Origin of the sequence: Megamonas sp. Calf98-2, assembly GCF_900110235.1 — a bacterium.
Classification (GTDB): Bacteria; Bacillota; Negativicutes; order Selenomonadales; family Selenomonadaceae; genus Megamonas; species Megamonas funiformis.
This window is the reverse complement of the sequence record NZ_FOCY01000024.1, coordinates 1-22,676: the sequence shown is the minus strand read 5'-3', so window position 1 is coordinate 22,676 and position 22,676 is coordinate 1. Positions and strand designations below refer to the sequence as shown.

At 30.9% G+C, this 22,676-nt stretch carries 21 protein-coding genes, 3 tRNA genes and 2 rRNA genes; 2 read left to right on the top strand and 24 right to left on the bottom strand.

What is annotated here, in order from left to right:
• Nucleotides 1–20: 20 nt before the first annotated feature.
• Genes hemC through BMX03_RS08185 form a run of 3 tightly spaced genes read right to left on the bottom strand, consistent with a single transcriptional unit; the run spans nucleotide 21 to nucleotide 2,852 of the window.
• A complete protein-coding gene (gene hemC, locus BMX03_RS08195) occupies nucleotides 21–968 on the bottom strand; it encodes a hydroxymethylbilane synthase (protein ID WP_177159374.1) in 948 nt (315 codons plus the stop codon).
• Nucleotides 968–2,245, bottom strand: a complete 1,278-nt coding sequence (gene hemA / locus BMX03_RS08190) for a glutamyl-tRNA reductase (RefSeq protein ID WP_015562159.1) — start codon at nucleotides 2,243–2,245, stop codon at nucleotides 968–970. Before hemA ends, hemC begins: the two co-directional genes overlap by 1 nt.
• Nucleotides 2,220–2,852, bottom strand: a complete 633-nt coding sequence (locus BMX03_RS08185) for a precorrin-2 dehydrogenase/sirohydrochlorin ferrochelatase family protein (protein WP_008539838.1) — start codon at nucleotides 2,850–2,852, stop codon at nucleotides 2,220–2,222. The genes hemA and BMX03_RS08185 overlap by 26 nt, the downstream gene beginning before the upstream one ends.
• 322 nt (nucleotides 2,853–3,174) lie before the next feature.
• Here BMX03_RS08185 and BMX03_RS08180 point away from each other — a divergent pair, with 322 nt between their 5' ends.
• Nucleotides 3,175–3,549 carry a methylglyoxal synthase gene (locus BMX03_RS08180; protein WP_075554761.1) on the top strand — a complete coding sequence of 125 codons (375 nt, stop codon included), beginning with the start codon at nucleotides 3,175–3,177 and terminating at the stop codon, nucleotides 3,547–3,549.
• Between the two features lie 67 nt (nucleotides 3,550–3,616).
• Here BMX03_RS08180 and BMX03_RS08175 read toward each other — a convergent pair whose 3' ends face one another.
• From BMX03_RS08175 to BMX03_RS08105, 15 genes are all read right to left on the bottom strand, one after another.
• Nucleotides 3,617–4,321, bottom strand: coding sequence for an SIMPL domain-containing protein (locus tag BMX03_RS08175; protein ID WP_075554762.1), 705 nt, complete (start codon nucleotides 4,319–4,321; stop codon nucleotides 3,617–3,619).
• A gap of 102 nt (nucleotides 4,322–4,423) precedes the next feature.
• Nucleotides 4,424–5,530 carry a redox-regulated ATPase YchF gene (gene ychF / locus BMX03_RS08170; protein ID WP_018999706.1) on the bottom strand — a complete coding sequence of 369 codons (1,107 nt, stop codon included), beginning with the start codon at nucleotides 5,528–5,530 and terminating at the stop codon, nucleotides 4,424–4,426.
• A 54-nt stretch (nucleotides 5,531–5,584) separates the two neighbouring features.
• On the bottom strand, nucleotides 5,585–7,444 hold the full coding sequence (locus BMX03_RS08165; protein WP_255361454.1) for an LTA synthase family protein: 1,860 nt from the start codon (nucleotides 7,442–7,444) through the stop codon (nucleotides 5,585–5,587).
• Nucleotides 7,445–7,760: 316 nt separating this feature from the next.
• Nucleotides 7,761–8,318 (bottom strand): DUF3221 domain-containing protein, encoded by a 558-nt coding sequence (locus BMX03_RS08160; protein ID WP_022227701.1) that lies wholly within the window; start codon nucleotides 8,316–8,318, stop codon nucleotides 7,761–7,763.
• A gap of 169 nt (nucleotides 8,319–8,487) precedes the next feature.
• A complete protein-coding gene (locus tag BMX03_RS08155; protein WP_008539828.1) occupies nucleotides 8,488–8,868 on the bottom strand; it encodes an SMU1112c/YaeR family gloxylase I-like metalloprotein in 381 nt (126 codons plus the stop codon).
• An 11-nt stretch (nucleotides 8,869–8,879) separates the two neighbouring features.
• Entirely contained in the window at nucleotides 8,880–10,229 is a 1,350-nt protein-coding gene (locus BMX03_RS08150; RefSeq protein WP_091694782.1) for an amino acid permease, read from the bottom strand.
• A 187-nt stretch (nucleotides 10,230–10,416) separates the two neighbouring features.
• Nucleotides 10,417–11,766 (bottom strand): amino acid permease, encoded by a 1,350-nt coding sequence (locus BMX03_RS08145; protein WP_015562167.1) that lies wholly within the window; start codon nucleotides 11,764–11,766, stop codon nucleotides 10,417–10,419.
• Between the two features lie 18 nt (nucleotides 11,767–11,784).
• Nucleotides 11,785–12,990 carry a dicarboxylate/amino acid:cation symporter gene (locus BMX03_RS08140; RefSeq protein ID WP_091694779.1) on the bottom strand — a complete coding sequence of 402 codons (1,206 nt, stop codon included), beginning with the start codon at nucleotides 12,988–12,990 and terminating at the stop codon, nucleotides 11,785–11,787.
• A gap of 252 nt (nucleotides 12,991–13,242) precedes the next feature.
• The gene (locus BMX03_RS08135; protein ID WP_015562169.1) at nucleotides 13,243–13,719 is read right to left on the bottom strand and encodes a nucleoside deaminase; all 477 of its coding nucleotides are present in this window, start codon (nucleotides 13,717–13,719) and stop codon (nucleotides 13,243–13,245) included.
• Between the two features lie 26 nt (nucleotides 13,720–13,745).
• Nucleotides 13,746–14,492, bottom strand: coding sequence for a GntR family transcriptional regulator (locus tag BMX03_RS08130; RefSeq protein ID WP_022227698.1), 747 nt, complete (start codon nucleotides 14,490–14,492; stop codon nucleotides 13,746–13,748).
• Nucleotides 14,493–14,585: 93 nt separating this feature from the next.
• Nucleotides 14,586–15,899, bottom strand: a complete 1,314-nt coding sequence (locus BMX03_RS08125) for a nucleobase:cation symporter-2 family protein (RefSeq protein ID WP_075554764.1) — start codon at nucleotides 15,897–15,899, stop codon at nucleotides 14,586–14,588.
• Nucleotides 15,900–16,028: 129 nt separating this feature from the next.
• Nucleotides 16,029–16,268, bottom strand: a complete 240-nt coding sequence (locus BMX03_RS11285) for a hypothetical protein (RefSeq protein WP_255361453.1) — start codon at nucleotides 16,266–16,268, stop codon at nucleotides 16,029–16,031.
• A 63-nt stretch (nucleotides 16,269–16,331) separates the two neighbouring features.
• Complete coding sequence (locus tag BMX03_RS08115; protein ID WP_255361452.1) at nucleotides 16,332–16,751, bottom strand: hypothetical protein; 420 nt, start codon at nucleotides 16,749–16,751, stop codon at nucleotides 16,332–16,334.
• An 89-nt stretch (nucleotides 16,752–16,840) separates the two neighbouring features.
• Nucleotides 16,841–17,263, bottom strand: a complete 423-nt coding sequence (locus tag BMX03_RS08110; protein ID WP_091694774.1) for a DUF3887 domain-containing protein — start codon at nucleotides 17,261–17,263, stop codon at nucleotides 16,841–16,843.
• A 98-nt stretch (nucleotides 17,264–17,361) separates the two neighbouring features.
• Nucleotides 17,362–20,835 (bottom strand): YadA-like family protein, encoded by a 3,474-nt coding sequence (locus BMX03_RS08105; RefSeq protein WP_091694772.1) that lies wholly within the window; start codon nucleotides 20,833–20,835, stop codon nucleotides 17,362–17,364.
• 37 nt (nucleotides 20,836–20,872) lie between these two features.
• Here BMX03_RS08105 and BMX03_RS08100 point away from each other — a divergent pair, with 37 nt between their 5' ends.
• On the top strand, nucleotides 20,873–21,391 hold the full coding sequence (locus tag BMX03_RS08100) for a helix-turn-helix domain-containing protein (RefSeq protein WP_022227695.1): 519 nt from the start codon (nucleotides 20,873–20,875) through the stop codon (nucleotides 21,389–21,391).
• 63 nt (nucleotides 21,392–21,454) lie between these two features.
• On the opposite strand, the gene BMX03_RS08095 is transcribed toward BMX03_RS08100, so the two are convergent.
• The 6 genes from BMX03_RS08095 to BMX03_RS08070 form a co-directional block, all read right to left on the bottom strand.
• Complete coding sequence (locus BMX03_RS08095; RefSeq protein WP_022227694.1) at nucleotides 21,455–21,901, bottom strand: hypothetical protein; 447 nt, start codon at nucleotides 21,899–21,901, stop codon at nucleotides 21,455–21,457.
• Nucleotides 21,902–22,035: 134 nt separating this feature from the next.
• Nucleotides 22,036–22,125 (bottom strand) — tRNA-Ser (locus tag BMX03_RS08090).
• A 47-nt stretch (nucleotides 22,126–22,172) separates the two neighbouring features.
• Nucleotides 22,173–22,248: transfer RNA gene (locus BMX03_RS08085), tRNA-Trp, on the bottom strand.
• Between the two features lie 7 nt (nucleotides 22,249–22,255).
• Nucleotides 22,256–22,332 (bottom strand) — tRNA-His (locus BMX03_RS08080).
• 31 nt (nucleotides 22,333–22,363) lie between these two features.
• A 5S ribosomal RNA gene (gene rrf / locus BMX03_RS08075) occupies nucleotides 22,364–22,480 on the bottom strand.
• An 81-nt stretch (nucleotides 22,481–22,561) separates the two neighbouring features.
• A 23S ribosomal RNA gene (locus BMX03_RS08070) occupies nucleotides 22,562–22,676 on the bottom strand; the annotation flags it as partial.

Here is a 22,676-nt window from a genome sequence, read left to right as displayed (position 1 = left end):
ATTAATACCCAATTACTTATTTATGCTTTGTCTAAACAGCATAAACCCAAGCTTTGCATAATCTCAAGTCCACCATTAGCTAAAAGTTTTTCTGCCAAAATTTTTCCTAAAACTTGTGCTTCATTTCTTGAACCTATGACTTTATCACGAATTATACATTTGCCATCAATAGAACCAATTACTGCTTCTACTGATAATCTATCATCATCTTCAACTTGAGCATAAACACCCACTGGCACTTGGCAACCGCCTTCAACACGAGCTAAAAAACTACGTTCTGCTTTTGTCGCATCTGCTGTTTTATCATCATGCAAAAATTCAAGCATTTGTTTTATTTCTTCATCATCTTCTCTAGTTTCTATAGCCAAAGCACCTTGACCTACAGCTGGAAGACAAATTTCACGAGGAATAATCTGTGTTATTTTATCACCAAAGCCTAATCTTTTAAGCCCTGCTACTGCTAAAACAATAGCATCAAAATTTTCTTCTTCTAATTTACGAAGTCTTGTGTTTACATTTCCACGAAGACTATGAATATCTAAATCTGGTCGTGCTTTTAATAATTGAGCCTTGCGACGAAGACTAGAAGTTCCTACCTTAGCCCCTTGTGGTAAATTTTCTAAAGTTTTATATTTTGGACTAACTAGTGCATCTCCACAATCTAAACGCTTAGTTATAGTGGTCAAAGATAATCCTGTTGGTAATACAGTAGGCATATCTTTTAAACTATGTACTGCTAAATCTACACGTTTTTCTAACATTGCTACTTCAAGTTCTTTTGTAAATAATCCTTTGCCACCGATTTTAGCAAGTGGCACATCAAGAATTTTATCGCCTTTAGTAACAATATGCATCAATTCAACTTCCAAACCTTCATATTGTTTACGTAGACGATCTGCCACATATTCTGCCTGCCATAATGCTAATTTACTGCTACGTGTACCAATAACAATCTTTTTACGCACTATTATTCCCTCTCTTTTAATACATCTATTTTAAATAACTTAGTTACAGCATTCACATAATAATCTTCTTGTTGTGTTCCTGCAAAACTGTTTAACTTAATCATTGGCTCACGCAATAATTTACGAACAATCATATGTGACATATGTTCAATTTCTCTAACCTGACTTTCAGTTAAATCGCCAAGTTTTGTCATTGCTCGTTTCACTTCGCGACGACGAATGCGCTCAGCTTTCGTTGATAAACGAGCCATTACTGGCTGACAAGATAAATATTGAAAACGCTCTAAAATTGAATTTACTTCTTCATCAATAATTTTTTGAGCTTGATATGCTTCATATTCACGTTCTTTGATATTATCTTCAACTACAGCTTCTAAATCATCAATATTATATAATTCTACGCCTTTTATCTCTGCTACATCTGGGTCAACATCACGAGGCACTGCTATATCAATGATGACAAGCGGTCTACCTTTACGCTTAGACATGAATAATTGTGTTTCCCAAGGTTTTACTACATAATGAGGTGCTCCTGTGGAAGTTACTACAATATCTACATCATTTGCTTTGCGCAAAGCATCACGGAAACCTACTGCTTCACCGCCAAATTGACTAGCTAATTCCTGTGCTTTATCAAAATGTCTATTAGCTACATAAATTTTCTTAGCGCCCTTGCCCATTAAATTACGAGCAGTGAGTTCTGCCATTTGACCTGCACCATAGATAAGCGTATTGCTATGTTCTAGACTGCCGAAAATCTTTAAAGCTAACTGTACAGCGGCATAACTAACAGATACTGCATTATAAGCAATTCTAGTTTCTGTACGTACTCTTTTTCCAGTAGTAATCGCACGATGAAATAAAGTATTTAAAATTGTACTTGTCGCTTGAGCTTCTCTTGCCATTGAATAAGCTTTTTTTACCTGACTTAAAATCTGACCTTCACCAATGATAAGTGAATCCAAGCTAGAAGCTACTGCAAATAAATGACGTATACAATCTTTATCTACATGATAATAAAAATACTCATCTTTCGCATCATCACTTCCTGCAAGCGTGAAGAAAAACTCTTTTACATCTTGCATATTTTCGTTTGCATCATCTACAACAGCATAGATTTCTGTGCGATTGCAAGTAGATAAAATTACAACTTCACTAATTCCATTATAATTATCTAAATGACGTAATCCTTTATTAATATTGTCAACAGAAATGGCAAATCTTTCACGTACTTCTACAGATACAGTTTTATGATTAAGCCCTAAAACCACTAATTGCATCTCTTATGCTCGCCTCCGCTTCATCATATTTTTTAGCCCTTACAAGTTCCATCACATCATCACTTAACGCACTACGCCAAAAGATTTCACGGTCATCACTTGTTGGCAATTTTTCAATAGCTTCTTTTCTTAATTGCACTAATTTATCTAACCAATTTGCATATGTTTCGTCAAATTCTCGTTCCATTTTACAACGCAAATATCTAGATAATGCTGGTGATTTTCCATTAGTTGAAAAAGTTACTAATAAATCACCTCTTCTAATTTTTGCAGGCAAAGCAAAATCACAAAATTCTAATCTATCAACTACATTTAATATCACTTTTTTTTGATTTGCTTCTTTTCGAACTTGTGCATTTACTTCTTCATTGCCTATAGCGCAAATAGCCAAAATAAAATCAGTTAAATCTCCTTGTTCATAGCATTTTTTTTGCCAAATTATAGCTTTTGTTTCCACTAATTTAGCCAAACCTTCCACTATTTGAGGAGAGATAACTGTAACTTTTGCCTTTGCCTCTAATAAACCTTTTACTTTTCTTAGTGCCACATGTCCGCCACCTAAGACTACACAAGGCTTATTATCCAAAATTAAATTAATAGGATACACACCCACACCTCTTCAAAATATGAATATAATTCATTTTTTATAATTATACCGCAATAAATATGCTCTATCAACACTTTAAAGTAATATTATATAACAAGCTATCAAATTTATTAATACCTTATCTTGGAATTATTTTACCTGAATTTTTCTTTACCAAAAAAGTCAAATAGTTTATACTTATAATATCCTTTAGATGTTTATGTCGATACAAAGAAGATTAATATATGGAAATCCTTTTATGTTTTATTATTTCTCCTATATTCCTTTTCTTTGTTCCATAACAAATGAAAAGGAATTATATTATTAAGTAGGTGTTAAATTTATGAAAACTATCGCATTAATTGCCCATGACCAAAAAAAAGAAGAAATGCTCGAGTTTGTTGGTAATCATCTTGAAACTCTTAAACATTTCCATCTAGTAGCAACTCGTACAACTGGTACATTAATCAATGAAAAGTATAATCTTAACGTTGAAACTATGATGTCTGGCCCATTAGGTGGCGACCAACAAATCGGTGCTATGGTTGCTACAGAAAAAGTTGATTACGTTATTTTTATGCGTGACCCACTAAACGCTCAGCCACATGAACCAGATATCAATGCCCTTCTTCGTATTTGTGACGTTCACAATATTCCACTTGCTACAAATCGTAAATCTGCTCATATTTTAATTAAATATGCTGACGAAAAATTATAATATTATGTATAAAAAAACGACTTTAGATTACTAAAGTCGTTTTTAATTTAATCCATCAAAATAATTATCAATTCATTTCAAAAACTACTGATACATTAGACCTTACATTTATTTCTCCTTCTTGTACTGGAGAACTTGCTGACATATCAGCACTTGATTTCATATACATAGCATTATTCATATTTCTTGTTTCAATATACGTATTATTAGTATTTACACTTACTACATTTACAATATTTTTACCCAATGTAGATGCTACTACTTCAGCTTTACGTTTTGCATCTAAAATAGCTTCTCGTAAGGCTTTTTCTTTATATTGCTGACTATCTTTTAACCCAAATTCTATAGAATCAACATTACTTGCACCAGAATTTATAGCTGTATCAATAACTATACCAACAAGTGCGATATTATCGATATTTACACTTATTTCATTAGTTACACTATAGCCAGTAATTTCCCTACTATTACTTTTCGCATCATATATAGGATATAAACTATAGTTAGTTGTTTGGATATTTTCTTCTGTTATTGTTAATCCCAATAATGCACTTTGAATCTTATTCATTACTGCAGCATTTTTATTTGCTGCCTCTTTAGAATTTTTAGCACTGTTAGTAATACTAATACTTACAGTTGCTTTATTCGGTGCTACTTTTATTGTAGAGCTACCATCTACTGCAATAGTTCTCATTTCTTGAGCTTGCACTAAACTACAAGAAAACAATATACATAGAGCCATTATCATACTAACCAAAGTAAATTTACGCATAAATAACACTCCTTTTGCTTTAAATTAATTAAATTATTAAAATTTTATTAAAATTTTCCAGATAAAATATAGGGAAGAATTTTCCCTATATTTATTTATGCATTAAACATTGAAACGGAAATGTGTAACATCGCCATCTTGCATGATATAATCTTTACCTTCTACACGCACTTGACCTTTTTCACGAGCTGCTGCTACACTTCCAGAAGCTACTAAATCATCATAAGATACGATTTCTGCACGAATGAAGCCACGTTCTATATCAGAGTGAATTTTACCGGCAGCCTGTGGAGCTTTTGTACCCACTTTAATAGTCCATGCACGACATTCATCTTCACCAGCTGTCAAGAAAGTCATAAGACCTAATAATTTAAAAGCTGCTTTGATTAATTTATTAAGACCAGATTCATCAAGTCCTAAATCAGATAAAAATTCATTTGCTTCTTCTTCATCGAGTTCTGCAATTTCAGATTCTACTTTAGCGGAAATTACTACAACGCCTGCATTTTCTTTTTGAGCATATTCTTTTACTTTTGCTACATATTCATTATCATTTTCAGCAGTAGCTGCTTCATCTTCACTTACATTTGCTACATATAATGTAGGTTTTAAAGTCAATAAATTCAAATCTTTGATGAGTTCTAATTCATCTTCACTGAGTTCTGCCTGACGTGCTGGAATAGCTTCTTCTACTACTTTTTTTACTTTTTCCAAAACAGCTTCTTCAGCACGAGCTTCTTTATTACCGCTTTTAGCTGTACGAGAAACTCTATCTAAACGTTTTTCTACAGAATCAAGGTCTGCTAAACAAAGTTCAGTGTTGATGATTTCAATATCACGAATTGGGTCTACACTACCTTCAACATGAGTAATATCACCACTAGCAAAACAACGTACAACATGAGCTACTGCATCTACTTGACGAATATGGGATAAGAATTTATTTCCTAAACCTTCACCACGAGAAGCGCCTTTTACTAAACCTGCAATATCAACAAAGCTTACGCTTGCAGGAGTAGTTTTTTTAGAATTGTACATTTCATGAAGAACTTTTAATCTTTCATCAGGAACATCTACAACACCTACATTTGGTTCAATTGTGCAAAATGGATAGTTTGCTGCTTCTGCACCTGCTTTTGTAATAGCATTAAATAAAGTAGATTTACCCACATTTGGCAATCCTACAATACCAACTTCTAAATTACTCAAAATTATTCACCCTATCTTTTTTATTTTTCTATATAATTATACCTTATTCTTATTTTACTGCAACAAGGCTTCATCTATAATTGTACCATATTTGCCAAGCCACCAAGAAATAGCTCTTACACCATTGATATAATTTTCTAAAACAGTTCTATCTGGCAAGGCTTCACGATTAAAATATTGTGGTTTTTCTACTAAATCATCAGTATTACCGATAGCATCAGCAGTTATCCAAAAAGCATAACTTTGACCTAATTTATTTTCACTCAAAGATTTCCCCACACTATAATAAGTAAAACCTTCTGGAGCTATTAAATCTATCACTGTTGGCATAATATCTATTTGACTTCCTGCCATATCTTCTGGCAATAAATCTTTTTGTATGCCTTTTCCTGTGATGATAAGTGGCACGCTATAGCGTTCATACATTGTAGGTACTTTATCGATATTATATCTATCAGCATGGTCGCCTACGAAAATAAATAAACTATCTGGATATTTTGCTTTGACTTTATTAATGAAATCACTTGCCATCTTATCTGCATACCAAAAATGACCAAGTTCTTTGATTAATTCTTGATTATTTTTTTCTTTATCTGGCAAGCCTTCGACTACCTTACTAGCATCAAAGCCCACTTTTTCCAAGTCAATATTAAATGGTGAATGATTTGATGTATTTAAAATCACTGAAAAAGTCATTTTATTATCATCAATCTGTTTAAAAATAGCATCATATAAGTATTCATCATCAGCACCCCATACGCTACCTGTAGCATTAGGGTCAATATTGCCTCTACTATAAAAATTATCAAATCCTTGTGCTAATGTAAATTCTTGAATATTTTCCCAAGTCGCTGGTCCAGCATACCAAAAACTTGTTTCATAGCCTAAATTTTTCATCTGTGGTGCTGTTGCCGTGATATAAGGATTTGCTAATGCTTCTGGCATAGTTGTCAAATATAAATTAGAATTTGCCATGCCTGTAACCATAGTCATTAAAGCACCTACTGTACTTGAGCCACTAGGCAACATATGCGAAGTATAAATCGTATCATCTTCAGCGATTATTTTTTTCATATTATCAGCAATATGCAAATTGCTATATTTATCTAATAATGGCCAGTTCGCATAGCTTTCTGATACAATCACAAAAATATGTTTTGGTTTTTCTATCTTAGCCCCTGTTGCTTCTTTAGCTAGATATATACTTAAATCATTTCCGCCATCTTTATTTGTTAAAGATTTTGCTAAATCTCTCACATTTTGCGCTGAAAAACTAAGTCCATTACAAGCTTCCATACGCATTTGATTTGCATATGCTCGATAAATAGATTGATAATCATCTAAAATAGACTCATTTAAAAATGTATCATTTGTAATTCCTGCATTTTCCCAATTCACACCAGATTTCCAGCTCCAGCCACCGCCATATAAAGATAACGTAGCCAATAAATATACACCAATCAATAAAATTATAAGTCTATACTTACTTTTTAGTTTAGACCATTTAAAAAATCCCCATTTTTTATCAATAAATTTATTAAATATATAATTTAATACACAAACCAATAAAACTACTATACATAACTTTAATGGCAAATGAAATTCTTCAATTAATGAAATAAATAATGCATAAACATCTTCATGCATTGCTGTAAATATCATTTGATTAAAACCACTATGGAATTGTTGATAAAAGGGAAATCTTGCAATAAATAACAATGTAGTAATAAATAATACACAAAAAGAACAAACCTGTCTAAACCATCTTAAACGCTTAGAAAAACCCTCTGCTACCAAGCTTATAAGCATACATAAAGTAAGAACCCCCGCCGTCTGTAAGCTTAATTTCGCTCCACTATAAATAGCAGTAAAAATCAAACTAAAATCACTATCTACGGCAATATACTCATGCATTCCCCCGATAAAAATTATTCGGTATATACACAATAACAACCAAAAAAATACAAAAGTTTTTATGATTTTTAGTATATTAAGACTAAAAATATCTACTAAATTTTTTTGCAATATAATCAATCCTTTTTATATTTAAATTTTCCTACTTTTATTTAATTGTAGTCACTAAAAAAAGCTTATATTGCTTTATTATACTAAAAAAATATCTAAATTAAAATAAAAACCTCTATCTATAGAAACACCCCAAAAGCATTTACTTTAACTTTTGGGGTGCAATCTTTTCATATTATTTTTTTGAGTTTAACTATTGTGTTTATTAATCTAAAATTTCAGCTTTAGTTGCAGTAGCTTTACCAGGCATACTCATAGCTACAAAATCATACCAAACTAAAATTCTATCGCCTGCTCTTAATTCATTAGCATCGTCTTCTACTTTTGTAGGAATAGTTACTAATGTATCTTCATTACTATTTAATACTTCTACGCCATTTTTTACTTTGTTTACTTCAGCAACTTGCATATAAATAGCATCATGTTCACCATTACCCATTACTAAAGCATAAGCTCTGCTTTGTGGTGGTAAGCTACGTGTAGCACTAGCACTATAATAAGCAGTAAGTTCATCGCCTACTTCTAAACGATTAAAATCAACATCATTACCATTTCTGCCATTTACAATTTCAGTATCCCAATTTAAATGTACTGCAACTACATCTTGAGGATTTTCCCCTTCAATTGTAACCATATTACCACTAATTTCAATTATATGACCATGTAAACTTCTTACTTGGTCTACTGCACTTGAAGCAAATGCTGCAGTTGAAGCAAATGCCAAACAAAGTACCATCATTAATAAAACTCTGATTTTTTTCATTGTAAATTCAACCTCCATTGAATATATTCATTAACCTTATATTATCATTTTTAATGAACATATTCAATAAGAAATCTATTAGAAATAAATTAAAAGATTATTAAAATAAAAAGAGATTTATTACCTTTGCTCTATATAAACAAATTCATAAATCTCTTTTTATTATATTCTATTCATGTAATTCCAATGGCAGTCCATCAGGGTCTTTAAAAAATGTCATTTTTTTCTGCGTAAAATCGTCCCATCTAATTGGTTCACATTCAATGCCCAATTTTTCTAATTCTGCTACAGTCTTTTCTATACATTCCACTTTAAAAGCTAAATGTCTAAGTCCACAAGCTTCCGGATTATTTACACGTTTTGGTGCATCTGCTTTACCAAAAATCTCCAATTCACAACTACCTAATTTTAAATCTAGCTTATAATCATTTCTATCTTCTCTATGATGTTCTCTAATTACTTCAAAACCCAATAAATCTACATAAAAATGACGAGATTTCGCATAATCAGATACGATAATTGCCACATGATGAATTACTTCTAAATTCATGATTTACACCTTCAATCTTTCTTTTTAAATAAATATGTCATATAAATAAATATTACCCAAATAGGTAAAACTATTATAGAAATCAACATATCTGGTATTTGTGTCATAATCACTACTACTGCAATTAAGAACAAGATACAGAAATAATTTGTATAGGGATAAAATAAAGATTTAAATTTAAGTTCATCTAAACGATTTTCACGAGTAAATTTCAATCTAAATTTCATATGTGTAATAGTGATAATAAACCAGCTGATGATTAAGCCAGCTACTACAATAGATAATAAATACATAAATAATTCTTTAGGGAAATAATATGTCATTATTACAAGAATTATACCAATAACTGCTGATACTAAAATCCCTACCATTGGAATACCAGTACGAGATAAGGAAGCGAAAATTTTTGGTGCATTTCCTTCTTTTGCTAAACCATAAAGCATACGAGATGTACCATATAAAATACCATTATATGCAGATAATGCTGCTACTAATACAACAAAGTTTAAAATATTAGCTGCTGCTGAAATACCAATATTAGAGAAAATCTGTACAAATGGACTGCCTTGAAAACCAACTTGATCCCATGAAGAAAGACTCATCAATACTACCATAGTACCGATATAGAAAATTAAAATACGAATTAAAATTTGATTTATAGCTTTTGGTAAAGTTTTTTCTGGATTTTCAGCTTCTCCTGCTGTTATCCCAATTAAATCTACACCACCAAAAGAGAACATAACTACTGCTAAAGAAGCCGCAAAGCCCCAAGCACCGTTAGGAAAAAATCCACCATTTACCCATAAATTACTGAAATTTTGAGGGAATGGTCCCATTGTTGTAAAAATTAAATACAAACCGAAAACAATCATACAGCAAATAGCTGTTATTTTAATAAATGATGCCCAATATTCTGATTCACCATAAAAACTTACATTGATTAAATTAACAGTTATAATTACTAAAATACAAATTAAAATAGTGAGCCATTGTGGAAAATCAGGTAACCAGAAATTGACATATGTTGCTGTTGCGGATAATTCAGCCATACCAGCTATCATATATAAAAACCAATAATTCCAACCTGCTAAATAACCTGCAAATCTATGCCAATATTTATCAGCAAAATAACTGAAAGAACCAGATACTGGTTCTCTAACAGACATTTCACCCAACATTCTCATGACAAAGAAAATAAAAATCCCTGCTAATAAATAAGATAAAATAATACCAGGCCCTACTAATTTGATTGTTGGTGCAGAACCATAAAATAAACCTGTACCAACAGAAGCCCCTAAAGCAATCATTTGCATATGACGACTTTTTAAGCCCCTCTTCATTTTGTGTTCATTATTATCCATATCTATCCACCTTTTTTAATAAAATCTAAAAACATAAATAATATATTATCATTTACCTTATCAACTCTACAATAAACAAATAAAAAATCCCTACAAATAATAAAATAATATGTATAAAAATTACAGACAAAAAGCACTAACTATCAAAAATCAATAGTTAATGCTTTTCATCTTAATTCATACCTTATTATACTTTTGCTCTCAATTTATATGTTATATAAATAAATGCTACCCAAACTACTAATGCCCCTAAAGATATTCTCATGTCTTCCATAAAGAACATAATCACTACAATAGCAGCTAAGAAAATAAAACAAAAATAATTAATATACGGGAATAAAAATGCTTTAAAATGAAGTTCATCCAAACGATTTTCCTGTATGAATTTCATTCTAAATTTCATATGAGTTATAGCTATAGTTGCCCATGTGATAACAAGTGCTGCAACTACAGTTGATAATAAATACATGAAAACTTTTTCAGGTAAAATATAAGTCAAAATTACAAGCAATAAAGAAATTGCTGTAGATACCAAAATACCTACCATTGGTATACCACGACGAGATAAAGAAGCAAACATCTTAGGTGCATTTCCATTTTGTGCTAAATTGTGCAAAATACGAGATGTACTATATAAACTACTATTATATACAGAAAGTGCTGCTACAATTACTACGAAGTTTAAAATATTAGCTGCTGCTGGAATACCAATATTAGAGAAAATCTGTACAAATGGGCTAGCATTTAAACCAACTTCATCCCATGGAGCAAGTGTCATCAATACTACCATAGTACCAATATAGAAAATTAAGATACGAAGCAATACTTCATTTATAGCTCTAGGTAAAGTTTTTTCTGGGTTTTCAGCTTCTCCTGCTGCAATACCGATTAATTCTACACCGCCAAAAGAAAACATAACTACAGCTAAAGACTGTGCAAATCCCCAAGCACCATTAGGGAAAAAGCCACCATTATTCCATAAATTACTGAAATTATCAGGAAATGGTCCCATTGTTGTAAATATCAAATAAAAACCAAATACAATCATACAGCAGATAGCTAAAATTTTAATAAATGATGCCCAAAATTCTGCTTCACCAAAAGTTTTTACATTGATTAAATTTACAGTTGTTACTACTACAATACAGACTAAAACTGTTATCCAATGAGGCACATCAGGAAGCCAATAATTTACATAAATAGCGATTGCAGATAATTCCGCAAAGCAAACTAATAAATATAAAAACCAATAATTCCAACCTGCTAAATAACCTGCAAAAGGGCCTAAATATTTATTCGCAAAATAAACAAATGAACCAGATACAGGCTCTCTTACAGACATTTCCCCTACCATTCTCATGATACAGAAAATGAAAACACCAGCTAAAGTATAAGATAAAATAATCCCTGGACCTACTAATTTAATTGTTGGTGCAGAACCATAAAACAGCCCCGTACCAATAGAAGTACCAAGTGCAATCATTTGCATATGGCGATTTTTCAGCCCTCGCTTCATTTTATTATTTTCATCACTCATAATAATCCACCTTTAAAATTATTCTTTATACATATGTTCAATACGTGCTACAGCCAATGTACTTACTACATCGCCTGTTACATTGAGTGCAGTATGAATCATATCTATTAAACGGAAGATACCAACTATCATACCCATAATTTCAATAGGAAGCCCCATTGTTGTAAGTAACATTATAGTCAATACAATGCCACTGTTTGGAATACCAGGAGTACCTATGGAAATCAATGTAGTCATAAAGATAAACATAACTTGTTGCATTAAAGAAAGTTCTACACCATATACTTGAGCTACAAATAATACAGTAACAGCATAATATACAGCAATCCCATTCATATTGATAGTTGCACCAATAGGCAAAGTAAATGATGCTAATTCATCTTTTACTTTAAATTTTTCTTCAGTAACACGTAAGCTAACAGGTAAAGTACCAGAACTACTTGTTGTACTAAATGCTACTAACCAAATTTCTGTAATTTTAGTAAAAAAGTCTTTTAATGAAATCTTAGCAATATATTTAATGATGAATATATACATAAACAAGACTACAGAAAAAGCACCTATGTAATGAGTTAAAATAAATTTACCTAAAATATTAAAAATAGATAAACCATATTCCCCAACACTACAAGCAACTAAAGCAGTTACCCCAAATGGAGTTACTTGCATTACCATATCTGTGATTTTAAACATAATAACATTGGCTTCATCAATAACTTTTTTAACATTTTTTACTCTATCACCCAAAATAGTTATCGCAATACCAATAAATACCCCAAATACGATAATTTGCATTAAATTACCTGTAGCTAAAGCTGTTATAGGATTATCAGGAACCATGCTCAAAATAGTCTGGCTAACAGTCATTGGCTCAGCAGGTTTTATCACTTCACCTGTATCTACAATCTGACTTACAGCAAAATCAGCACCTGGCTTCATTATATGTGCCACAATAAGTCCAATAATCGCAGAAAGCACTGTAGTTACAATATAAAACCCTACTACCTTTGTTCCTATGCGTTTTAATTTTCCAATATCACCTATACTAGATATTCCACTAATAATAGATAAAAATACAACAGGAACAACAATCATCTTGATGAGTTTTAAAAATAAATCTCCAATAGGTTGTAACCATAAAATATCTTTTTGAAAAATAAGACCTAAGATAATCCCTATCCCAAAACCTAGAAAAACTTTAGCACTCATACTAAGATTTTTCAAATTATCACACCCTTAATTTATAAAATAATACGCTTTCCATTATATCATAAAATCCATAAAAAATTTACATATTTACATTATTTTTAAGAAAAAAGATAAAAATTTTATACATTTTATCCATAATAAACCTTGTTATTTACAAAATGCTCTATGATTAATAGCTAAAAATAAAAAGCTTGATAAAATCTTATCTATATTTTCTAAGATTTCATCAAGCTTTCCTATATTACTTATTTTATTATTTATCTCAAATTATTTATTCCAATAATCTTTATGAACTTCTACTACTTCGTTTTCCACTTCTGGGAATGGACCTTCTACTTTTATATCTTTTTGACCTCTAGCGAATACTTCTCTACATGGTAAATCAAAAGTAGGATTTTGTTCATCATCACCAGTTAATTCTAAAAGGCGTTTTTCACTAATACCATAAACTACTTTACCTACATTGCCCCAATATATAGCACCTGCACACATTGCACAAGGTTCAGCAGTAGAATAAAGAGTGCAATTCCATAAGAAATCTTTACTGTATTTTTTAGAAGCTTTTATCATTAAGCTAGTTTCAGCATGACCACTACAATTAGATTCTGTGATTTCAATATTTTCTTGTTCTAATAAAATATTGCCTTCACCGTCTACTAAAATAGCACCAAATGGAGTATTTCCATGTTCACGAGATTTTTTTGATACTTCAATTGCTTTTCTTAAATAAAATAAATGATCCATAATTTTACCTCACAAATTACTTATAATTAATATTTCTTTTGTCTAATTAATTGATAATGAATAAATTTTGTATCTACATATTCATTAGCATAAAAGACAGGTTCATCATTATTATCAAAATTGATAATATCGCAATTTAAAAAGCTTGTTATTTGTTCACATTTAAAATAATCAGTCAAAGAAGATAATTCCTGATTTGTTATTGTAGATAATTCTACTTTGTCCCAAATAATTGTACGCTTTAAAAATTCACTAAAATATTTATATATAGACACATCTAAGCAGTTTTGCAAAAAATTCTCTTTAACTATTTTTACAGGAATTCTATCAACACAATAAATAGCTGGCATCTCATTAGCATAAAACATTCGCTCAACAATAAAAACTTCTTCATTATTATCTAACTGTAATTTCTTAGCTTCATCATCTGTAGCTAAACGCCTATTAGTAGATAACACTTCTGTTTTTACTTCATAACCACTATTAGCAATTACATCACGTAAATCTCCAATAGGATTAAATACTACATTCATTCCCAAAGCTTGTTGATTAACGAATGTTCCTTTTCCCTGTTTACGAAAAATAATACCTTCACTAGCAAGCTCATTTAATGCACTTCTTACAGTAATTCTACTAACACCTAATTCTTGAGCCAATAATTCTTCTCTAGGGAGCTTGTTTGATATAGATAAATCCATTGATTGTATATACTGTAAAATAGATTGTTTTGTTAATTGACTCAATGCTTGTTCTTTTACTTTACAAAATTTCATTTACAAATCCTCTACTAATTAACTAATTTTGTTTTAATTATATGACTGAAAAAATCAAGCTGTCAATTTATCTCTACCAGATATATCCATATTTTATTTTGTTTTAAAAATTTCACTATAATTAAATAAAGTATTCAAAATAATAGCTGTAACAGTGCCTGTAAAAATACCATTTTCTAGAAGCATTTTCAAAATTTCTGGCATTTCATTAAAAAGCCCTGGTGTAACAGTTGTTCCTAAACCAATACCAATACTACAAGCTACAATAATAATATTCTCATTCTTTTTAAAATCTACACTAGATAAGATTTTAATACCATTTGCACCAATTGTACCAAATAGACATATCATAGCTCCGCCTAATACTGGATGAGGAATTAATGTAGTGAGCATCGCAAATTTAGGAACAAGACCTAAGATAACTAAAATAATTGCTGCAGCTACTAATACAAATCTATTTCTTACGCCTGTAACAGTCATAAGTCCTGCATTTTCAGAAAAAGTAACATATGGGAAAGAATTGAATAATCCGCCTAAAAATTGAGCACAACCTTCAGCTCGAATACCATTTGCTATATCTTTTGGCGTTATTTTCACTTCACAAATATCAGCAATCATGTAAAAAATTCCCACAGATTCAGCCACACTAATAACTAAAAAGATAGACATTACAACTACACTGTTGAATGTGAATTCTGGAACACCAAAATGCAATGGATGAATAAGCTTAAACCAATCTGCATCATTTAAATGAGATAAATCTACCATACCAAAGAAACTAGCAAATATTGTACCTAAAATTAAGCCTACTAAAATAGCTATAGATTTTGCAAAACCTTTGCAAAAACGATTTATCAACAAAATAATTATCAATACAAAAATAGCAACTAAATAATTTATTGGGTCACCAAAATTTTCTGATCCAATTCCACCTGCCATATCTTGTAAAGCCAAAGGAACTAATGAAAAACCAATGATAGTTACTAAAGACCCTATTACTATTGGTGGAAAGAATTTAATAATCTTATTAATAAAAAATGAACACGCAAAAACTAATACACTAGATAATAAAATTGCACCATATAAAACTGTCATTCCACCAGTTTTACCGATAGAAATCATAGGACCTAATGTTATTACTGCACATCCCAATACTACTGGTAATTTAATTCCAATAAATCGACCAATACCAAAGGATTGTAAAAAAGTAGCAATACCACAAGTAAATAAATCTGCCGAAATCAAAAAAGCTAAATCTAAATTAGATAATTGCAAAGCATTAGCTAAAATTATTGGCACAATTACTGCCGCTGAATACATTACTAATACATGTTGAAATCCTAATATTGTTAATTTACTTACAGGAATTTTTTCATTAATATAATCTTTTTTCCCAATTTGTTCCATAATCAACCCTCTTTCTTGAAAGGTAATACCTATTACCTTTATTATTATACATAAAAAATAAAAAAAAGCAAATAAAAAAGAGGAAATTAAAAAATTTAATTTCCTCTTTTACTATCTTTTTCACAATATTTAATTTTTATTTATCATTTTTTTAGGATGTTTCCAATATAACTTTTCACAACGAGGTGAACAAAAAATAGTTCGCCTATCATGCTTATTTACAACTGTTACTAATTCATGACATTTTTTACATCTAAATTGTCTTAATATAACATGTGTATCTTCATCATTAAAATCTTCTACAATCCTATTTTTACTATAGTATGTTTCTTTATGATGTTTTTTTCGACAATAATAGGTACAATACACTTGATCTTTTCTTCTAGCTTCAAAAGATTGATGACAAACTGGGCATATCTTATTTAAATGCATTTATTTCTCCATCATTTTTCGAAAACGATTTTTATCTTCTAAAGTTTTTAATGCATTTGTATAAATCTTAAAAATTATTTCATCATCAATCATTTGTAATTGCATACTAGAACCTAAATCACCACAAACTTTACCTTGTGAATCAATTAAATATCTTTGTGGCATACAATAATATCTTCCATCATTAGTAAACATATATAATGTTAATGAAGAAATAGTATCTTTTAAATCTTCACCTTTTCTAAGTTCAGTTAAAAAATCACTTTCTTTGTAGTGTTCTTCAGCAGATACTATTAAATAAAAATGTCCATCTTTTTTTACTGTTTCTATAGTATCTGTATCTATATATACAGTACCAATATTTGTTTCTCCAATCATTTTATTTGATTGTGCTTCTACTGGTTTTGCAGGTTTACTCAAAAAAAATATACCCACACCTATAATAACTACAAAAAAAACTCCTATTATGCCTATATTATCTTTTATAATGTCCATATTCACTACCTATATTATTTAGAAGCTTCTTCTACTTGTAATGGAGTAAATACATAATCTGTTAATTTTTTGTCTTTATCAAATGCAAGCATAATAGCTACAGCTTGTTCTTTATCAAATGCTGCTACATAAGTTACTCTATCGCCTTGGTCAAATTTTTGAAAATTATAGAACTTAACTTCTTTGACATTACCATATTGTTCTTTGATTTGTTTAGATAAATCTTTGTAAGCTTTTTCATTTACATTTGTTTTTAAGGTATCTGAAAAATCTTTACTAACTACATCATATGCAGGAATTTGATCTTTAGTGAATACTTCCATAAAAGTTTCTGCTATTTTTTGTTCTTTATTTAAATCATTACCATCAGCTGCAAAACATAATCCACTAAAAGCCATCATCATAATTAATGTTACTATAAATATAACTTTTTTCATATTAAACAACATCCTTTACTATCACTATTTTTTTATAATAGATAAGCGACAGAATATCTGCCGCTTATCCTCTAGATTTATAACTTATAATTTAGCAATTAAGCTGTTTTTTGAGCTTCTCTTTCTGCTAATAATTTAGCATGTCTTTCAGCCTGAGCTTTTACTTTTGCATCTTGAGCTAATTTTTTCATTTCTTCAGCTTTTTCAAGACGTCTTGCTTCTTCATCTTTTGCTTTTTCAGCAGCAGATTTACGACCGAGTTTCCATGTAGCACCGATACCGCCCATTACTTCATCACCAGAAGTGGAAATGCTTGCACTGAGCATAAAGTCTTGATTTGGATAATGGAATATACCAAGAGCAAGACCTGTTTCGCTCTTATACTGACCTACACCAATAGCGATTTCTGTTGGAGCTTCTGGGTCAAAGCCCATAGTACGAAGGTTTGCGATAGCTGCAGACATAGCACCTACTTTATCGATGCGATCTTCTACATCACTCATACGATTTTCCAAACTACCTACTCTACCATCTAATTGTTCAATCTGACCATCAATTCTAGAAATTTCATTACGACGAATATCAGCTTCGGCATTTACTGCACCAACAAGATTTTGATTATCTTTATAATTCTGATTGTCTGTAATTTCTTTATCAAGTTTTGATGTATCTCCAACTTTATTATCAACTGCATCTACTTTATCATTTACTTTATTTACTTCTTCATTTGTTGCTAAATCGCCAATATTTGTGCCACCAATTATAGCATTACCATCTTTATCTGTAGAAATTTGTACTCCATTATATGTTCCACCAGTTACATTACCAGTTGTTCCATCAACTTTAAAGTTATCTCCAACAGATAAATCTCCACCAACTGTTACATCACCAGTTGTTGTAATATTACCGCCATTAATTGTTGTAGAACCACTACCATTTGCAAATGTTGTACCATCAGTAGTTGTAGTAACACTAGTATTTCCTACTTGATCTTTAATTCCTATTGTATTTTTATCATCAATATATCCTACACTGCTGCTAGCTGTTGTTGTACCATTGCTAAAGGAAGAATGAACCCCTGTTGCACCACTAACAAAAGTATTAGTAATACCATTAGCATTATATTTAAGATCTAATGTACCATCTGCACCAAGTGATAAATCTCCTCCACCTACAACATTACCATTACCATCTGTAATAGCACCATTCAAATGAATATTATCTACATATAAATCTTTTGTAGTGATTGAAGAACCATTTATTACAGTTTCACCTGTTGTAATAGTTCCACCATTAATAGATGTAAAAGATACATTTTCTCCATTAGCATTTATAAATGTTGCACCATTTTTATCTAATATAAAACTGTTATTTCTAAAACCAAGACTTACACCTGTGTTATCTAAAGTGAAACTAGTTGTTGCTGCATAGCCCAAATCAAAACCATTTGTTCTATCCATATTAAAACGGTAATTACCAGCTTTTGATGTTATGCTTCCATATGGATCTACTACAAAATTACCATTAGCTGTAGAAAAACGACCTGTGTTATATATTTTTGTTTTTCCTTCAATTTGAGTATAATAACCTAATCCATCTTCGTTTTCAGTATTACGATCAATACCTGCTACATCAGTAGCTACTCCTCCTATATCTTTACCATTAACTATAAGATTAATAGTTTTTATTGTGTCACCTTTTATTGTTGTAGAACCATTTCCTGTACTTGAAAAAGTTGTTCCATTAGCATTTGTTGTTACAGAATTTGTTACACCATCTTTTGTAAAGCTATCTGTTACACCATTATAAGATACTTGGCTTTGTCCTATAGCACCTGTTGTTGCATTTGTAGATTTAATCGTAGTATAACCTGTACCATTTACACTTAAACCACCAGCAGATAAGCTTGCATATTGAGTTTTTACACCATCAACATCTTTATACAATGTTAATCCATTTGCATTTAAGCCTACATTTTTACCAGATAAAGCTACACCTGCTTCATTAAGAGTCAATGTTGAAGAAGCTGTGTTGCTACCACCTCTTATTGTAGCTGTACCAGTATTACCATTTAAGCTCATAGAAGCTTGATTATAAGATGTTGCTTTTCCATCTTCACCATAAACATAGTTTCCATAAGAAGTAATAGATGATGTACCACCATTTACACTAACAGATGTAGTTTCTACAGTCTTATTACTATCATTGTATTTAATAGAAGTAATATTGTTAGCTGAACCATTCATAGTTAAAGATGTTTTATCTGTAACATTATTATTAGTATCATATTTTGTAGAGCTAATACCTACTCCAGATGTATTCTGATTAATCGCTGTATCTATTTTTCCTGTAGTAGTTTTTAAAGATGTTGTATTAGAAATGCCACCTGTTCCTACATTTGAATATGCTACTCTAGCTCCATCAGTACCATACACTGCATCTGTTACACCAGTAGCACCTACTGTAGATGTTGTTTTATTTCCAGCTGTATTTTTAGCTGTAATATTTAAGCTTGTACCAGTAATAGCACCTGTAGTACTAATACCACCAGTAGTATTACCATCTTCATCTTTTAATGTTAATCCACTAGTATTTAATGTTGCTGTTTTACCATTAGCATCTTTTAATGTAAATGTACTACCAGATAATGTTGCATTATTACCAGCAATTGATACATTATTATTACTATCAACAGCAAATCCATAGTTGCCTACTTTTAAGCTTGCACTATTTCCAGCTAAAGTTAAAGTTGATGTACCAACTGTTCCATTTTCATCTTTTTTAGTAGCACTTGCAGATATACCTCTTTTATCTTGATATATACTAGTACTCATTGTATTATTAGTAGATCCATCTATACTTAAATTTGTTGTTGTATTAACAATGCCATTTGTTGTTACATTTGAAGACGCTACTTGATCACCTTTTACATTGTATACTGTATCTGTTACACCTGTAGCACTTACTGTAGATATTGTTTTATTCTTATTACCAGAAATCGCATCTGTTGTATTACTACCTTGTACAGTTGTTGTTACACTTGTAGGTCCTACTACTGTACCAGATGTATATGTTTTATTACCAGCTAATGTTGTATCAATTTTATTAGTAATTCCAGCATATGATGTAGTTGTAGTAGCTGCTATATCCTTTTGCATTGTTGATGTTCCAATAGTTACCCAACTAGAATTCTTATCTGTAACATTCATTCCATCATTAGCCATAAGATATCCAGTATTACTAATACCACCAACTTTAATACCATCAGCATTATTAATGCTTAATCCACTAGCACCTAAGCTCGCTACAGTTTTTCCATTTGTTGCATCTTTTAATGTAAATGTACTACCAGATAATGTTGCATTTTTACCATTAATTGATACATTGTTATTACTATCAACAGCAAATCCATAGCTGCCTACTTTTAAGCTTGCATTATCTCCACCTAAAGTTAAAGTCGATGTGCCAATAGTTGCTCCACTTTCATCTTTTTTAGTAGCACTTGCAGATATACCATTACTATTTTGATACAAAGCAGTACTCATTTTCTTTCCTTCATTAGTACCTGTCATTGCTAAATCTGTAGTTGTAATGGAGGAATAATATATTATGGAATCCTTTAAACCTATATTGGAAAAAATAAAAAAAATAAAACAAGAAAAAGGTTATACTAATGAAGTTTTAGCTCAAAAATCAGGTATTCCCCTCAGTACTTTGAATAAGATTTTATCTTCTGTTATCAAAGATCCCAAAATTGGTACTCTTATAGCTATCACAGATGCTTTAGATATTGATATAAATTCATTGATTTATGATAATCTAAATATAAAAAATAAACCCAATCCAAAAGCAACTGATAACTTAGAAAAACTAGCTAATGAATATAATCTAAATATAGATGATATATCTTTTATTACAAAATATATCAATTTACCAGCTAAAGATCGTCAACATTTTCTTTCTTTATTAAGATTATTGACTTCAAAAAATATTGACAATTCTCCCGTTTTAACAAAACCAGATCACAAATTAACTATAGAAGAAAAACGTAAAATTGTTGAATATGAATTATATCTAGAAGAAAAAAAACAAACATTATTAGCTTCCATTTCTTCAAATGGTTCATAAAAATCCATTAAAAAAAGGCAGTTTATGAAATTAATCATAAACTGCCTTTTCTACTATTATTTTTTATTTATTTATCCCAAAATAATCTGCCAAAATCAATGTAGCATTATATTGTGGTTGATCAAAAGAACGACTACTTAATTGGAACCAACCATCGCCATTTCCTCTAGCACTAGCAATATACATTTCATCATTTATAAATCTTATCATCGTTTTATAAGTGAATTTTGTTGTTTTATCTCCATCTACCATCACAACATCATAAGAAAATACTGCTGTTTTGGTATTTTCTTCAACTTTTTCTTCTTGCTCAATAATTTTTGCTGAAGATAAGTCAACATATCTATTTACACCGTTTTGTGAAAATGCTAATGGATAATTTGTATCATTATTCCAATAGCTAGCTGGAGTATATAATGCTGAAGCTTCAGCCATGGAAAAACTATTTGCCGTTAAAGCAAATATACATAAGGCAATAACCATCATAAAGTATTTAACTATTTTTTTCATAATAAAGTTCCTTTCTTATTATGACCGATACAAAATTATATCCTAACTTAATCATATCTTGTTTATCATCACAAGTCAATAAAAACAAAAAGAGCCTTTAGATTATAAAATCTAAAGACTCTACATTTTTAAAGTGGCGGAGCGAGAGAGATTCGAACTCTCGCACGGCGAAGCCGCCTAACGATTTAGCAAACCGTCCTCTTCAGCCTCTTGAGTATCGCTCCATGATATAAAATTTTAATAAAACTTAATGGAATACTGTATGCTATAATGGCAGGGGCAGTAGGACTTGAACCCACAACCAATGGTTTTGGAGACCACTACTCTACCAATTGAGCTATACCCCTAATTTAATGGGGCGACTAGTGGGGATCGAACCCACGCAATAACGGAGCCACAATCCGCCGTGTTGACCGCTTCACCATAGCCGCCATATTCCATTATAATGAGCCTAAAGGCTCTAACTGGCAACTTCCTATCCTCCCAGCACGTCTCCATGCAAGTACTTTCGGCCTCTAAATGCTTAACTACTGTGTTCGGTATGGGTACAGGTGGAACCATTTAGGCATCGTCACCAGATATTCTCTTTTCTTTTTTGAAAGATATTAATCTTTCAAAACCACTCAGAAGATTACTTTGCTCCAAGTCATTTCTTTTTTTTAAGTCAAGCTCTCGACTTATTAGTACCAGTACGCTACATTCATTACTGAACTTCTACTCCTGGCCTATCAACCTCGTCATCTTCAAGGTGTCTTTCAAGCTTTCGCTTCGGGAG

Bases quoted from the DNA above. Each gene is read 5' to 3' on its own strand.
- hemA (WP_015562159.1), bottom strand. From the start codon at position 2,245: ATGCAATTAGTGGTTTTAGGGCTTAATCATAAAACTGTATCTGTAGAA.
- BMX03_RS08180 (WP_075554761.1), top strand. From the start codon at position 3,175: ATGAAAACTATCGCATTAATTGCCCATGACCAAAAAAAAGAAGAAATG.
- BMX03_RS08175 (WP_075554762.1), bottom strand. From the start codon at position 4,321: ATGCGTAAATTTACTTTGGTTAGTATGATAATGGCTCTATGTATATTG.
- BMX03_RS08165 (WP_255361454.1), bottom strand. From the start codon at position 7,444: ATGCATGAGTATATTGCCGTAGATAGTGATTTTAGTTTGATTTTTACT.
- BMX03_RS08160 (WP_022227701.1), bottom strand. From the start codon at position 8,318: ATGAAAAAAATCAGAGTTTTATTAATGATGGTACTTTGTTTGGCATTT.
- BMX03_RS08155 (WP_008539828.1), bottom strand. From the start codon at position 8,868: ATGAATTTAGAAGTAATTCATCATGTGGCAATTATCGTATCTGATTAT.
- BMX03_RS08150 (WP_091694782.1), bottom strand. From the start codon at position 10,229: ATGGATAATAATGAACACAAAATGAAGAGGGGCTTAAAAAGTCGTCAT.
- BMX03_RS08145 (WP_015562167.1), bottom strand. From the start codon at position 11,766: ATGAGTGATGAAAATAATAAAATGAAGCGAGGGCTGAAAAATCGCCAT.
- BMX03_RS08135 (WP_015562169.1), bottom strand. From the start codon at position 13,719: ATGGATCATTTATTTTATTTAAGAAAAGCAATTGAAGTATCAAAAAAA.
- BMX03_RS08130 (WP_022227698.1), bottom strand. From the start codon at position 14,492: ATGAAATTTTGTAAAGTAAAAGAACAAGCATTGAGTCAATTAACAAAA.
- BMX03_RS08125 (WP_075554764.1), bottom strand. From the start codon at position 15,899: ATGGAACAAATTGGGAAAAAAGATTATATTAATGAAAAAATTCCTGTA.
- BMX03_RS08110 (WP_091694774.1), bottom strand. From the start codon at position 17,263: ATGAAAAAAGTTATATTTATAGTAACATTAATTATGATGATGGCTTTT.
- BMX03_RS08105 (WP_091694772.1), bottom strand. From the start codon at position 20,835: ATGACAGGTACTAATGAAGGAAAGAAAATGAGTACTGCTTTGTATCAA.
- BMX03_RS08100 (WP_022227695.1), top strand. From the start codon at position 20,873: ATGGAATCCTTTAAACCTATATTGGAAAAAATAAAAAAAATAAAACAA.
- BMX03_RS08095 (WP_022227694.1), bottom strand. From the start codon at position 21,901: ATGAAAAAAATAGTTAAATACTTTATGATGGTTATTGCCTTATGTATA.